Source organism: Streptomyces sp. NPDC032721 (genome assembly GCF_055579625.1).
The window spans coordinates 41,921-54,584 of sequence record NZ_JBVIMX010000010.1 but is presented as its reverse complement, the minus strand read 5'-3'; the positions used below and the strand labels follow the sequence as shown (position 1 = coordinate 54,584).

17 protein-coding genes, 2 pseudogenes and 1 riboswitch are annotated in these 12,664 nt (G+C 69.5%); of the genes and pseudogenes, 11 read left to right on the top strand and 8 right to left on the bottom strand.

Features of this window, described 5'->3' with window-relative positions:
• Window positions 1-241 precede the first annotated feature (241 nt).
• On the top strand, window positions 242-529 hold the full coding sequence (locus ACZ5PB_RS21585) for a hypothetical protein (protein WP_468693326.1): 288 nt from the start codon (window positions 242-244) through the stop codon (window positions 527-529).
• A 28-nt stretch (window positions 530-557) separates the two neighbouring features.
• Here ACZ5PB_RS21585 and ACZ5PB_RS21580 read toward each other — a convergent pair whose 3' ends face one another.
• Entirely contained in the window at window positions 558-1,187 is a 630-nt protein-coding gene (locus ACZ5PB_RS21580; protein WP_468693325.1) for an SMI1/KNR4 family protein, read from the bottom strand.
• 92 nt (window positions 1,188-1,279) lie between these two features.
• Between ACZ5PB_RS21580 and ACZ5PB_RS21575 the strand changes: the two genes are divergently transcribed.
• Complete coding sequence (locus tag ACZ5PB_RS21575; RefSeq protein ID WP_468693324.1) at window positions 1,280-1,426, top strand: hypothetical protein; 147 nt, start codon at window positions 1,280-1,282, stop codon at window positions 1,424-1,426.
• A 91-nt stretch (window positions 1,427-1,517) separates the two neighbouring features.
• Here ACZ5PB_RS21575 and ACZ5PB_RS21570 read toward each other — a convergent pair whose 3' ends face one another.
• Window positions 1,518-2,039, bottom strand: a complete 522-nt coding sequence (locus tag ACZ5PB_RS21570) for a hypothetical protein (RefSeq protein WP_468693323.1) — start codon at window positions 2,037-2,039, stop codon at window positions 1,518-1,520.
• 170 nt (window positions 2,040-2,209) lie between these two features.
• On the opposite strand from ACZ5PB_RS21570, the pseudogene ACZ5PB_RS21565 reads away from it, so the two are divergent.
• Window positions 2,210-2,380: pseudogene (locus ACZ5PB_RS21565) on the top strand (DUF6624 domain-containing protein); the annotation flags it as partial.
• Window positions 2,381-2,420: 40 nt separating this feature from the next.
• Window positions 2,421-2,615 (top strand): annotated as a pseudogene (locus ACZ5PB_RS21560) (SgcJ/EcaC family oxidoreductase); the annotation flags it as partial.
• A 96-nt stretch (window positions 2,616-2,711) separates the two neighbouring features.
• On the opposite strand, the gene ACZ5PB_RS21555 reads toward ACZ5PB_RS21560, so the two are convergent.
• The 5 genes from ACZ5PB_RS21555 to thiM form a co-directional block, all read right to left on the bottom strand.
• A complete protein-coding gene (locus ACZ5PB_RS21555; RefSeq protein ID WP_468693322.1) occupies window positions 2,712-4,127 on the bottom strand; it encodes a purine-cytosine permease family protein in 1,416 nt (471 codons plus the stop codon).
• Window positions 4,124-4,831 (bottom strand): thiaminase II, encoded by a 708-nt coding sequence (tenA, locus tag ACZ5PB_RS21550; RefSeq protein ID WP_468693321.1) that lies wholly within the window; start codon window positions 4,829-4,831, stop codon window positions 4,124-4,126. Before tenA ends, ACZ5PB_RS21555 begins: the two co-directional genes overlap by 4 nt.
• 5 nt (window positions 4,832-4,836) lie before the next feature.
• Entirely contained in the window at window positions 4,837-5,676 is an 840-nt protein-coding gene (gene thiD / locus ACZ5PB_RS21545; RefSeq protein ID WP_468693320.1) for a bifunctional hydroxymethylpyrimidine kinase/phosphomethylpyrimidine kinase, read from the bottom strand.
• On the bottom strand, window positions 5,673-6,311 hold the full coding sequence (gene thiE / locus ACZ5PB_RS21540) for a thiamine phosphate synthase (protein WP_468693319.1): 639 nt from the start codon (window positions 6,309-6,311) through the stop codon (window positions 5,673-5,675). Before thiE ends, thiD begins: the two co-directional genes overlap by 4 nt.
• Before the next feature lie 232 nt (window positions 6,312-6,543).
• Window positions 6,544-7,374, bottom strand: a complete 831-nt coding sequence (thiM, locus tag ACZ5PB_RS21535) for a hydroxyethylthiazole kinase (protein WP_468693318.1) — start codon at window positions 7,372-7,374, stop codon at window positions 6,544-6,546.
• Window positions 7,368-7,497, bottom strand: a riboswitch (TPP riboswitch). Its footprint overlaps the gene before it by 7 nt.
• Window positions 7,498-7,662: 165 nt before the next feature.
• Here thiM and ACZ5PB_RS21530 point away from each other — a divergent pair.
• Window positions 7,663-8,247, top strand: a complete 585-nt coding sequence (locus tag ACZ5PB_RS21530) for a matrixin family metalloprotease (RefSeq protein ID WP_468693317.1) — start codon at window positions 7,663-7,665, stop codon at window positions 8,245-8,247.
• Window positions 8,248-8,251: 4 nt separating this feature from the next.
• Complete coding sequence (locus ACZ5PB_RS21525) at window positions 8,252-8,740, top strand: hypothetical protein (protein ID WP_468693316.1); 489 nt, start codon at window positions 8,252-8,254, stop codon at window positions 8,738-8,740.
• A 434-nt stretch (window positions 8,741-9,174) separates the two neighbouring features.
• Here the strand turns inward: ACZ5PB_RS21525 and ACZ5PB_RS21520 are convergent, their stop codons facing one another.
• Window positions 9,175-9,540: a hypothetical protein gene (locus tag ACZ5PB_RS21520; RefSeq protein WP_468693315.1), complete on the bottom strand. Its 366-nt coding sequence runs from the start codon at window positions 9,538-9,540 to the stop codon at window positions 9,175-9,177.
• A 253-nt stretch (window positions 9,541-9,793) separates the two neighbouring features.
• Between ACZ5PB_RS21520 and ACZ5PB_RS21515 the strand changes: the two genes are divergently transcribed.
• From ACZ5PB_RS21515 to ACZ5PB_RS21495, 5 genes are all read left to right on the top strand, one after another.
• Entirely contained in the window at window positions 9,794-10,036 is a 243-nt protein-coding gene (locus ACZ5PB_RS21515) for a hypothetical protein (RefSeq protein ID WP_468693314.1), read from the top strand.
• A gap of 277 nt (window positions 10,037-10,313) precedes the next feature.
• Window positions 10,314-10,547, top strand: coding sequence for a chaplin (locus ACZ5PB_RS21510; RefSeq protein WP_468693312.1), 234 nt, complete (start codon window positions 10,314-10,316; stop codon window positions 10,545-10,547).
• Window positions 10,548-10,696: 149 nt separating this feature from the next.
• On the top strand, window positions 10,697-11,680 hold the full coding sequence (locus ACZ5PB_RS21505) for a chaplin (RefSeq protein WP_468693313.1): 984 nt from the start codon (window positions 10,697-10,699) through the stop codon (window positions 11,678-11,680).
• A 51-nt stretch (window positions 11,681-11,731) separates the two neighbouring features.
• A complete protein-coding gene (locus tag ACZ5PB_RS21500; protein WP_468693312.1) occupies window positions 11,732-11,965 on the top strand; it encodes a chaplin in 234 nt (77 codons plus the stop codon).
• Window positions 11,966-12,174: 209 nt separating this feature from the next.
• The gene (locus tag ACZ5PB_RS21495) at window positions 12,175-12,657 is read left to right on the top strand and encodes a chaplin (RefSeq protein ID WP_468693311.1); all 483 of its coding nucleotides are present in this window, start codon (window positions 12,175-12,177) and stop codon (window positions 12,655-12,657) included.
• The last annotated feature ends 7 nt before the right edge of the window (window positions 12,658-12,664 follow it).

Below are 12,664 nucleotides of genomic sequence, written 5' to 3'. Positions count from 1 at the left end.
CCGGGCGACGGGCCGCGTGCGGGCGTATCCCCGTACAACCTACGTCTCAACGGCATTGATACGTATGCCAGTTCGTACCGCGGTCACCGGACGCGGGGGCGGGAGAGGCGCGCCGCTGCCTGAAGCCGAACGGTGTCGCTCCGCCCTCGTCCGACCCCAGGTATCACCCTTTAGCCCAATCGGGGGAAGGTGCGACGGTCACCATTGATGTGGGCCCGTCAAATCCGGAAGGATGCGTTCCATGCGAACCCTGAAACGCGTTCTCCTCGCGGCCGCGGCGACATCACTGCTGGTGGCGAGCCTCGGCTCAACTGGCTCTGCTTCCGCCTCCGCCTCCGCGCCCGCACCCACGCCCGTGCAGTCCACGCCGGCAGCCGGACCAGGCTGGCACCATGTGGCGGACTTTCCTCCAGGCGAGGAGAACCGCTGTCATGAGCGCGGCCGTTGGTACATGGAGAACGGCGTACGCGCCTACGAGTGCCGGGCCGCCGGGGTCTGGGAGTTGTGGGTGCTCACCGAGCCCTCGTAACCAAGGACGGGACAGGAGGCCCTGCCGCTCACGGTTCGTCGTGGAAGGTCTTGTACTCGTCGTTCATCAGCTCCCAGAAGGAGGGGTAGCGGACCGCGCCGGGCAGCCAGTGGGCGAGATACCAGGCTTCCCATTCCCCGTCCGGGGTGAGTACGCAGGGGTTGAGAAGGTAGACGTCGGTGGCGTCCGGGGTGTGGCTGATCTTCAGGGTGTGCGGCAGGTATTCGGGACGCAGCGTGGTGGAGTCCTGGCCCTCGCCGTAGCGGAAGTACTCCTCGTCGCTTACTCGCTCGGTGTCCCGGCTTCCCTGTGTCCAGGCGGTGATGAGTTCCGGGTCCAGGTCCCGTACCCATCCGACCTCCTGGGCCGGCAGAACGCGGTGAATCTCCTGGGTGGTGTCGAGCCAGCCGTTGCTGGTCAGCAGGAACTGCCGGTAGCTCGGCGGCAGAACGGCGCCCAGGCGCCTTTCGAGCGCGCCGAGTTCCTCGCCGGTGGCCCCAGCGGTCCCCAGCCATCGGGCCCTGCGCACGTCGTCAGGAAACGGCTCGCCCCGTTCCTGTTCATGCAGCACGGGGTCGAGCCACTCATCACTCCACCGTTGCAGCAGGTCCCGCCATGCATAGCGGGGCCCCTCGTCCTGACCTGGTGCATCTCCCATGACGGAAGATTAACGGCGAGCACTGACAGCCCCTCCGGACCGAGACTGCTCAGACCGCCCATGGAGCAGCACCCCAAGCTCAGTGCGCGGCCATGCTGCCCCGGCTGGAGGCCATCATCGATCAGCGGCAACACGATGACAGCGATCCCGTCCTACGACGACGCATCGAGGACACCCGCCAACCAGTCACCGTGATGAAGTTCTGCGTGGACAAGGGCGTTGCGCTCATCTTCGGCTGACCCCCGGACCGCTGCCGGCCGGCCGCACTTACGGGCCGACTGGCCGGTCACCTTCGATGTCGTGGCCGACGTGCCTACGGTGCCGCACAGTTCAGCCCCGGTCCTCGGTGTCCATGGTCGCCAAGGTCTCGCGCATCAACTGGTCGATGGTTCCGGGCTTCTCGATCAGGGAGTCGAAGAGATCAGCGAGCAGCCGCAGCACGAAGCCGTGCACCAACGCCTCCTTCGGCGGAATCTTCCCGAACCGGTCGCGCCAGGCCACGGTGTCCATGCCCATCGAGGCGGCCATGAGTACTCCAGTGGCCATCGGCACCTGCTCCGGGTCGGCCAGCGCGAAGGTAGGCAGTCGGCGGATCACCCCAGGGATGAGCTCGTTGAGCGGATCAATCCGATCCCCGCCACCGGGCGGCGCGGACATCAAGTACCCGGTCAGGACTCCCACCAGGAACACCGTGCCCCGGGCGACCTCCTCGCTCCCGACCGAGTCCATCGCGGCCTTCACCCGCTCTTGAGCCTGCTGCCGCTCCTGGGTCGGCGTCCGCTTCTCCAGGACCCGGCAGGCGTCCCACGCCGCACGGACCGCCTCATCCACCACCACTCCATCGCTGCTCATGAAAGCGACCGTAGACGACCCGACGCGGCACGAAGGCATCCCGGCAACGAGGGCGGCTCTCCGGAACGATCTTTACGCCGCATATGCGCCTTCAGGGTTGCCGTCGCCGCGCACAACGCACCGACGTACCAAGGGAGTCGAGAACGGCGTACGACGCTGCCGCGCTGGCGATGGAACTCACCGACATGGCCGCAGAAGATCATCAGCCCTGGCCGACCGCAGAAACGGTCGGCGAAGAAGCCGCCCGCGCGGCGTGGTTGATCGCCCAGCACGCCGACCGGCAGCTCGACGTCCAGCGGCGCGCCCCTCACCTGATGGAGCAAGCGGTGTCGGCCGGCTCGGACCCCTGCCTCCCTTTCGACGCCCTCGGATGTCCAGCAGATCACCGCACTCTTCGCGCACTTCATGCGGACCTGGACGGACAACGACGCCGCCGCGTTCGGCGCGTGCTTCACGGAGGACGCCGACTACGTGTCGTACGACGGCACCCGCGCCGAGGGCCGGCCCGCCCTCCAGACCAACCACGACGTGCTCTTCCGCGGTGTCCTGGCGGGATCCGCCCTGGTCGGCAACCTGGAGTCGATCCGTTGGGGCTGCGGCAGCCCGGCCGTACGACTGCGACCGTGGTTGAGCGGGACGCAGCCCGTCACCGACCGGTGCGAAGCGCGTTCTCTAACCCGCGACGTGCCGGTGCCTTCGGCCCACCGCGAGGGTGGTGAGCGCGGCCACTGCGAAGGAGAGCAGGGAGGCGCTCATCCACGGCTGGACGGTCATACCCACCGCGTCCTGCAGCCAGGCCCAGAAGTCGGACCAACCGGCGATCTTCGTCGGTGCGATCAGCTGGTAGGTGGCGAAGCCCAGTGCCCAGGGCAGCAGCATGATCCAGCGGGTGGGGGCCTGTTCGGAGACGTCCCAGGTGCGGTGGCCGCCGAGGACGAAGAAGTCCACGACGAGGACGGCGAACATCGGGATGAAGACGGCGCCGATCAGGTAGAGGAAGCTGGCGTAGCTGTCCATGTTCACCAGGAGCGCCAGGCCGGTGGCCAGCGTGCCGCTGATCAGGCACAGGACGCGGCGGTCCGCCCGGGGCAGCAGGTTCTGGGCGGAGACGGCGGTGGAGTAGACGTTGGCGAAGGACTGGTCGACCTCGCGCAGCACCAGGACGCCGAAGCAGATCACACCGACGCTGGTGGCGGTGAAGGGGTCGAAGACCTTGTACGGGTCGGTGCTGTCGAACGCGATCACGGCGAGGGCGGCCACGCCGAGGACCGAGCCCGCGATGCCCGCGAGGGTCTGGCCCACCACCAGGCCGCCGAACGCCTCCCGCTCGCTGCGGGAGTGCCGCGCGTAGTCCGCGACCAGCGGCAGCCAGGAGATCGACACCGCGATCACGCTGTCGGCGGCGAACCAGAAGTCCTTCCAGGAGCCGCCCTCCATCGGGATGCCGCGGCCCGCCAGGTCCCAGCCCAGGTAGAGGATGGCCAGGACGACGGCGACGGTGACGTACCGGCGGATGATGCGCAGGGCGCCCAGCGGGCGCAGCGTGAGCGCCGTTGTCACCGCGCCCGCGAGGAGCACGTACAGCCAGCCGGGTCCCGGTTCGCCGAAGACCTGGCGCGCCAGGATCTTCAACCCCGTGGAAATGACGACCAGTTCGAAGACGGCCCAGCCGACCATCTGGAGGACATTGAGGACGGTGGGCAGGTACGACGCCTTCGCGCCGAACAGGCCGCGCAGCAGCACCATCGAGGGTGCGCCGGTGCGGGCCCCGGTGATGGCGGCGAGGCCGAGCGCGAAGGTGCCGATCAGCGTGCCGACGACGGACGCTGTGACGGCGGCGGCGAACGACAGGGTCGGACTGCCGGTGCCCAGCGGGTCGAGGACGACCAGCATGCCGCTGAAGCCGAGCAGGCTCACGCCGAGGTTGGCCCAGAAGGCGCCTTGGTCCAGGCCGGTCAGAACCTTGGGCGTGGGCTGGTCGAGGGTGAGCGGAGCCTCGTTCGCCGGTGTCGGTGTCGGTGTCGGTGTCGGTGTCGGTGTCGGTGCCGATGCCGGTCTCGGGGCGGTGGGTTCGGTGCTGGTCGTCACTTCGCGCGCTCCGCATTCTGGTCGGGAGCGGCGTCGAAGGGCCAGGCCTCCGTGCGCCAGGCGGCGTCCCAGAACATCCACTCCCAGGTGGACGCGGTGATGAAGGCCGTACGCATCCGGGCGCGGGTGGCCGGGTCGGCCTGGTCCGCGAGCCGGTTGACGATGCTCCTGGCGTGTTCGGTGGCGGCCTCGAACTCCTCGTCGGCGTACGTGCCGATCCAGTCGCCGTACGGGTGGGCGGCGAGGTCACCGGCCTGCCCCAGGAGTTCCCCGCCCACCTCGGCGTAGATCCAGAAGCAGGGCAGGACCGCGGCGGCCAGCTCGGCGTAGCCCTGGGTGTGGGCCACCGAGAGCAGGTAGGAGGTGTATCCGGTGCAGGTGGGGGAGGGCGTCCAGGCATCGACGTCGACGACGTTGCTCTGGTGCAGCGAGCTCTCGACGATGACGGCGTCGTGGGCGTGCTGCGCGAAGAACGCGATGTCCTCGGGCCGGTCCGCCTTCGCGGCGGCGCTGGCCAGCGCGCGGGCGTAGTCCCGCAGGTAGTGGGCGTCCTGGGCCAGGTAGTAGACGAACTTGTCCCGGTCCAGAGTGCCGTCACCGAGGCCGGTGACGAACGGCAGCTTGTCGATGGCCGCGCGTATCTCGGCCGTGGCGGTCCACAGCTCGTCGCAGAAGGTCGCGGTCGTCGCGGTCGTCGTGGTCAAGGGGCTCAGCTCCAGTACTGGTGGAAGTGGTGGACGGGGCCGTGACCGTGGCCGATGCGCAGGGTGTCGGCCGCGCGCAGGGCCCCGTTCAGGTACTCCTTCGCGGCACGGACGGCGGTGTGCCAGTCCTCGTGCCGGGGGCGGAGGGCGGCGATCGCGGCGGAGAGGGTGCAGCCGGTGCCATGGGTGTTGCGTGTGTGCACGCGGGGAGCGGACAGTTCGATGACGCTCGTGCCGTCGACGTCCGTGCAGTCGACTTCTGTGCCCTCGACGAGGACGTCGACCGACTCGGCGTCGTGCGTGTGATGGCCGCCCTTGAGGAGAACGCGCCGGACCCCGGTGCCGAGAAGCGCACGAGCCTGCTCGACGGCCTCGGCGCGGTCCTTCGCGGCAGCGGTGCCCAGGAGGTCGCCCGCCTCGGGAAGGTTGGGGGTGACGAGGTCGGCGAGCGGCAGCAGACGGTCGCGCAGGACCGCCACCGCGTCCGCCTCCAGGAGGCGGTGGCCGCTGGTCGAGACCATGACGGGGTCGAGTACGACGTACCGGGGACGGTGCCGCTCCAGGGCGTCCGCCACGGCCGAGGCGATGCCGGCGTCGGCCAGCATGCCGATCTTGACCGCGTCCACCGCGACATCGGCGAAGAGCGTGTCGAGCTGCTCGGTGACGAATGCCGGAGGGACGGCGTGGATGCCGGTGACGCCCTGGGTGTTCTGCGCGGTCAGAGCCGTCAGCACGGCGGTTCCGTAAGCCCTGTTGGCGGAGAACGTCTTCAGGTCTGCCTGGATCCCGGCACCGCCGGAGGGGTCACTGGCGGCGATGCTGAGGGCGATGGGCGGGGCGCTCACGCGGGAACCTCCTTGAGCAGGGTGTGGACGAGTGAACGGGCCGCCGCCTCGGGGTCGGGCTGCCCGCAGACCGCGCTGACGACGGCGATGCCCGCCGCGCCGCTTGCCACGACCGCGGCGGCCTCGGACACCCCGATCCCCCCGATGGCCACGCAGGGCAGCGGGCTCTCCCGCACGATCCGGGCCAGGCCGGCCAAACCGGTCGGTGTGTCCGCGTCGGGTTTGGTCGACTGCGGGAACACAGGCCCGACGCCGAGGTGGTCGACGGCGTCCGGCACGTGCGCCAGCTGCTCGGGACGGCTGACGGACAGGCCGACATACGCATCAGGACCGAGCAGGCGCCGGGCGGTCGCGGGGGAGACGTCCCGCTGCCCGAGGTGGACGCCGTCGGCGTCCAGCCAGACGGCAACGTCCACGCGGTCGTTGACGATCAACGGGACACCGGTGCCCGCCAGTTCGGCCTGGACCGCCCTGCCGAGCGAGAACAGCGTGCGGGCGTCCGCGTCCGGATCACGCAACTGGACGGCGGTGACACCGCCCTTGACCGCCGCTGCCACGGTGGCGGCGACGCCACGGTCGCCGCAGAGCCGGGTGTCGGTGACGAGGTACAGGGACAGGTCGAGAGGAGGTCGCATGGTGGGTCCTTGGGAGTCTCCCGGCCGGGCAAGGGCGTGGGAGACGTATCGGGAGGTACGCGGGAAGAGAGGCTCTGACCTGCGGGGACGGTGAGTTGTCCACAGGCTTGAGCGCGAGGAGCGGCGGTCGGCCATACTTGATGTTGGGGTCGCCCCCCCGGGCGGGAGGGGGCTGTTCAGCGGGCGGCGTCCAAGCCGTCGCCCACCGCGCAACCCCGCAACATGCCCGCGCTCAGCGCAGGTTGACGGCCTCGGCGAGCCGGTCCGCGCCGAGCTCGTGGAGCGCGTCGAGCAGAGCGACCGCGAACGTCCCGGGCCCCGCGGAGCGCGTCGCGGCGACCTCCGCGGCCACGGTGAGGAGCCCCGTCGCGGCGGTTGCGGCCAGCAGCGCGTCGCCGGTGACAGCCGTACCGGCGGCCACCAGAGCACCGAGAGCACACCCCGTCCCCGTCACCAGGGACAGCAGCGGATGCCCGTTGGCCAGCCGCACCACCCGTGTTCCGTCCGTGAGGACGTCCTCGGGGCCGCTCACCGCCACGGTGCAGCCGTACCGCCGGGCCAGCGTGGTCGCCGCGGCCAGCGCCGCCTCGGGCGCCTCGGTGCTGTCCACACCGCGCCCGCCAGGACCGCCTTCGAGCGCGAGGATCTCGGAAGGGTTGGCGCGAACTACCGCCGGGGGAGCGCTCTCCAGCAGTTCGCGGGCGAGCGCGGTGCGCCAGGGCAGCGGGCCGACCGCCACCGGGTCGAGCACCCACGGCCGCCCGGCCCCGGCCGCCGCCTTCACCGCGACGCGCATCGCCTCCGCCGTCACGGCCGTCACCGTCCCGAGGTTGACCAGCACACCGCCGGCCGTCCTGGCCAGCGCCCCGGCCTCCTCCGCGCTGTGCACCATCGCGGGGGCGGCTCCCACCGCGAGCAGTACGTTCGCGGTGAACTGCGACACCACGGTGTTGGTCAGGCAGTGCACCAGCGGTGCGGAGGTCCGCAGTGACGCGATCACACCCGCCACGGCAGCACGCGAAACGGCAGTGTCGTGCGGAGCGGATACGGAGACAGCATCCATCGTCAACACCCTTCCTACGCCGGCATTACCCGGGCCAGGTTCATGCGGTCGGCGAAAAGGGGAGCTGTCAACTCCCGTCCGCCCTCTCAGCCCGGCTGCTTCCGAGCTCCCGCGGTGGTCGCTACGCAATGTACCCCCTTCGGGAACGGGTGTTCGTGCGCGGGTCACGGCGAAGCCTCCGGACGGCCGGTCCGGTGCACCTCCCTGCGTGGGCCCGGAGGATGCGTCGCGGGAGCGCATGCGCGCCACGGAAATATCACGGAGCGCTATTGTTCGGTGACTATGAGGGTGAACACATTGGCCCTGGCGGCCGCTTCGGCCGCCGTTGTGCTGCTGGCCATTCCGGTACCGGCCCTAGCCGCCCCGCAGGCCAGGCCCCATCTGTGTGAGAAGGGGGAAGCCGATTCCCGCGGGCGCTCCTCGGTGGACGGCACCGAGCTCACGTGGGACGACAGCACCAAGTACGACGACGCGCGGCAGCGAGCGGCGAGGGTCTGGTCGGCGGGCACGCTTCAGCAGGTGAGGATCAAACCGGACGGGGCGACGACCTACGCGGACCTGGAGTGGAAGGACACCCACCACACCGGTGCGGGCTGGAAGCTCGTGTACGGCAAGTGGGATCCGAACACCGGTACCGACTACCTCTGGATGAACAGGGCTTACCTCGACCCCGGGAAATCCCTGGGCGCGGACGCGCACCGCAGACGGGTCGCCGCCCACGAACTCGGGCACGCACTCGGGTTCTGTCACAAGAGCTACGGGAGCGGCAGTTACCCCTCGCTGATGTGGGCGGCCTACGGGCATATCCAGGGCAAGGGGATCAGCTCGCCGACCGCGAGCGACATCAGGGCTTATCACGCACTGTGGGGATGAATTCATGAACAACGGGAAACCGCTGGCTCTGGCCGCAGGCGCCCTGGCGGCCACGGCACTTGCCGCGGGCGGCTGGGCGGGCTACCAACAGCTGGAGGAAGGTGTCGGCTCCGGGCATGTCCTGCGGGGCTACGACGCCATGAGCCCGGCGGGCACCGCGCCGTACGCCGACGACGTCTTCACGGGCCGTGTGCTGGAGTTCGAGGAGCAGCGGGAACTGGCGGACCTGACCACGGACATCTACCGCGTCCAGGTGGAGTCGGTCCTGCGCGGTGACGTACGGGGCACGGTGCGGGTCACCTTCGCGCCGGACGAGGAGCCCGCCCGGCGGCTGACCGACGGCACCACGTACGTCTTCGCGACACAGGCATGGCAGGACACCGTGACGGGTGGTCAGGCACTGCTGTTCCAGGGCGAGATGCGGCCGGCGGACACCACACAAGTGGCCGCGTGGAAGAGAGCCGCTGCTCTCCCCGTGATCCCGGAGAAGTAGACCGCGAAACGTGCTCCCACAGAGAGCCGGGGACGGATGGGGACCAAGTGGATTTTGGCCCCCATCCGTGCACAAACGCCAGGGAACGGGCCAGCGGTCGTACGCCAGGTCAAACGAACCCTGAGCAGAAACGTTGCTGTGCCACTGCCCCGAAGCGCGCATTCTTCACAATTCATGTGCATATCCGGCACTGACCTGCCTGACGATCACATGGTTCGCCGGCGCCGCTACGGCAACCCGGGTGTTTACCTGACGTTCGAGTAAGAGCGCCCGGTGGGCCGTAACCGAACAAAAAAGAACTGCCGACTGCCTCCGCGGCAATCCGCGGAGGCAGTCGGCAGTCCGATGGCCTTCGAGCACGAGCTCCACGAGGCCGGACTCCACCTCGCCCCACTCGTCCTCGCCCGCTGCGCGGGCGCCCGGAACCGAGCAGATCAGCCCAGTGAGTCGAGCGGAACCCCGATCGGGCCCCCACCTGCGGTGAGCCCGCCGAGCAGGGCACCGGGGGCGGGTACTGCGCCGGGGCCGGCCCGGTGCACACCGCGCGCCGCCGCCTCCTCCTTGGCCTGCAGCCCGTCCACGTTCGACTTGACGTCGGCCAGGAACTTCTGAGGGGTGGCCAGGTCCTTGAGCTGCCGCATCTGCTGGGCCGTGACGGCATCGGCCTCCGTCTGCTTCTCGGCGACCTGGGCAGCACCGGGCATGGCGTGGTCCCCGCCGTGGTGGGCGAACGCCGGCGTGGCCGACCCCAGGGCGACGAGCGTTCCCGCGAGAGCTGCGGTGGCCTGCGCGTACTTCATGTGCGGTCCTGTCCTAGGCGATGTCGGAACGACACAGCGCGCCGGAGTGGCCGCTGCCGTTTCACGTCTGGAGAACGCTCGCGGCTGTCGATGGAGACGTCGCCGGACCGGAGATCACCCTTTTGGCTCGGCGCACCGGCCTTTTGGCTAGGCGCACCGGCGCCCGCAGGACAACGGATGCCGACGCGTGACTTTCGCGCGGTGCGGCTCGTTGCGCCAGCGACTCGCCGATCACTCACACCGCAGGAGAACCATGCGCCACCACAAGACCTCCGCCGCCGCCCTCGCCGTCCTCGTCTCCGGCACTGCGCTCGCCGCTGCCGGCACGGCTCAGGCCGCAGCGCCCGAGGCCGCCCCGAAGCCGGCTCCCGCAGCTGCCGCGCCGGCCGACGACCTGCTCGGCGGACTTCCCGTAGCGGGTGGCCTGGCCAAGGGCGGCCTGCCCACCGGCGCCGTCCCCGGTGGCCTGCTCGGCGGACTCCCGCTGGGCAACTGACCCGGCCAGGGAGCCTTTTACGGGAGCAGGCCGGATTCTGGGGCTCCCAAGGCCCTGATATTTGCGATTTCCGCTTCTCGGTGATCCCCTACGCACCTTGCACAATCTCCGGATAGGCCTTTCGGGTGACAGTGGAAGTTCGCGGAATTAAGTGAGTTTCCTTAATGCTGGCGGACTCGTTATCAATGTCGACGGCGACGCTACGGGATTCTGTAGAAGCCTCGTGCAGCACGAAATGCGTGACTGTTCACGACGTCGCTGAAAGAAAGGTCACAAAATGAAGTACACGAAGGTTGCCGCGATCGCTGCCGGCTCGCTGATGGCTCTCGGTGCGGCTTCCCCCGCCATGGCGGACGCCGAGGCCGAGGCTGCGGCCTCGCACTCCCCGGGTGTTGTCTCCGGCAATGTCGTCCAGGTGCCGGTTCACGTTCCGGTGAACGTGTGCGGTAACACGGTCAACGTGATCGCGCTGCTGAACCCGGCGTTCGGCAACACCTGCGTCAACAAGTAGATCTGCGCCCGGACTTCGTGAGTCCGGAGTTGGCCGGCCCTCGCATGCACTGCACGCCTTGCGTCCGAGGGCCGGCCGGTCAGCGCCTCATTGTGGGTGGGCGAGCAGTCGGCTGGCCCCGCAAGCATGAAAGAACAGGAAACGGCGAAGTGCGACAGGTAATGAGTAAGAGCGTGCTGGTAACCGCAGCCGCTTCAGGAGTTCTCTCCTTGATCGGGGGCCAAGCCCATGCCGACGCGGTGGGCGACAGCACGGTCTCGAACTCGCCGGGAGTCGTCTCCGGCAACAGCGCCCAGGTGCCGGTGCACGTTCCGGTCAACATCTGTGGCAACACTGCCAATGTGATCGGCCTGCTGAACCCGGCGTTCGGCAACAAGTGCACGAACGCGTCGGGTGCCCAGCCCGCCGGTGGGGGCGCCTCGGCGGACTCTGCGGTGTCCCACTCGCCGGGAGTCATCTCCGGCAACAGCGCCCAGGTGCCGGTGCACGTTCCGGTCAACTTCTGCGGCAACACGGTCGACGTGGTCGCAGCGCTGAACCCGGCGTTCGGCAACGAGTGCACGAACGCGTCGAGTGCGCAGCCCGCCGGCGGGGGTGCCTCGGCGGACTCTGCGGTGTCCCACTCGCCGGGAGTCATCTCCGGTAACGGCGCCCAGGTGCCGGTGCACGTTCCGGTCAACTTCTGCGGCAACACGGTCGACGTGGTGGCAGGGCTGAACCCGGCATTCGGCAACGAGTGCGCCAATGGGACCCCGAAGGCCGACCAGCCTCCGGCGGATGAGCCGCCCGCGGACGAGCCTCCGGCCGATGAGCCCCCGGCGGACGAGCCCCCTGCGGACGAGCCGCCCGCGGATGAGCCGCCGGCCGATGAGCCCCCGGCGGACGAGCCGCCCGCGGACGAGCCCCCGGCGGACGAGCCCCCGGCCGATGAGCCGCCCGCGGACGAGCCCCCGGCGGACGAGCCCCCGGTGAGCCAGCCCCCGGTGAGCCAGCCCCCGAGCAAGCCCACCACCCCGAAGCCGACCAAGCCCACTCAGTCCAAGCCGGTCAAGCCCACTCAGTCGAAGCCGGTCAAGCCGGTCAAGCCCGCCGGTAAGCCCATGGGCAAGCCCCACGGCAAGCCGATCGGCTAGTTCGCAGCCCGGCACATCACCACTGACATCCCACTGAAAGGTCGTAAAGACATGAAGTACACGAAGGTTGCCGCGATCGCTGCCGGCTCGCTGATGGCTCTCGGTGCGGCTTCCCCCGCCATGGCGGACGCCGAGGCCGAGGCTGCGGCTTCGCACTCCCCGGGTGTTGTCTCCGGCAATGTCGTCCAGGTGCCGGTTCACGTTCCGGTGAACGTGTGCGGTAACACGGTCAACGTGATCGCGCTGCTGAACCCGGCGTTCGGCAACACCTGCGTCAACAAGTAGATCTGCGCCCGGACTTCATGAGTCCGGAGTTGGCCGGCCCTCGCATGCACTGCACGCCTTGCGTCCGAGGGCCGGCCGGTCAGCGCCTCATTGTGGGTGGGCGAGCAGTCGGCTGGCCCCGCAAGCATGAAAGAACAGGGAACGGCGAAGTGCGACGAGTATTGAGTAAGAGGGTGCTGCTCACCGCAGCCGTCTCAGGAGTTCTCTCTATGACCACCGGCTACGCCCATGCCGACGCGGAGGGCGACAGCACGGTCTCGGACTCGCCCGGGGTCCTTTCCGGCAACAACGTTCAGGTCCCGGTGGACGTTCCGGTCAGCGCCTGTGGCAACACGGTCGACGTGGTGGGAGCGCTGAACCCGGCATTCGGCAACGAGTGCTCCAACGGACCGACCGTCCAGACTCCTCCGCCTGCCGACGAGCCCCCTGCGGATGAGCCTCCCGCTGATGAGCCGCCTGCGGACGAGCCCCCTGCGGATGAGCCGCCCGCGGATGAGCCCCCCGCTGAAGAGCCGCCTGCCGACGAGATCCCAGTCGACCAGCCGCCGAAGCCCAGCAAGCCCTCCGCCCTCGTCAAGCCGCAGCTGGCGCACACCGGTGCCGATGAGCTCGGCGGCGCTGCTGCGCTCAGTGCCGCGCTCCTCACCGGTGGTCTGCTGATGACCCGCCGCGGTCGCGCCGCCCAGCGCTGACGGGCGC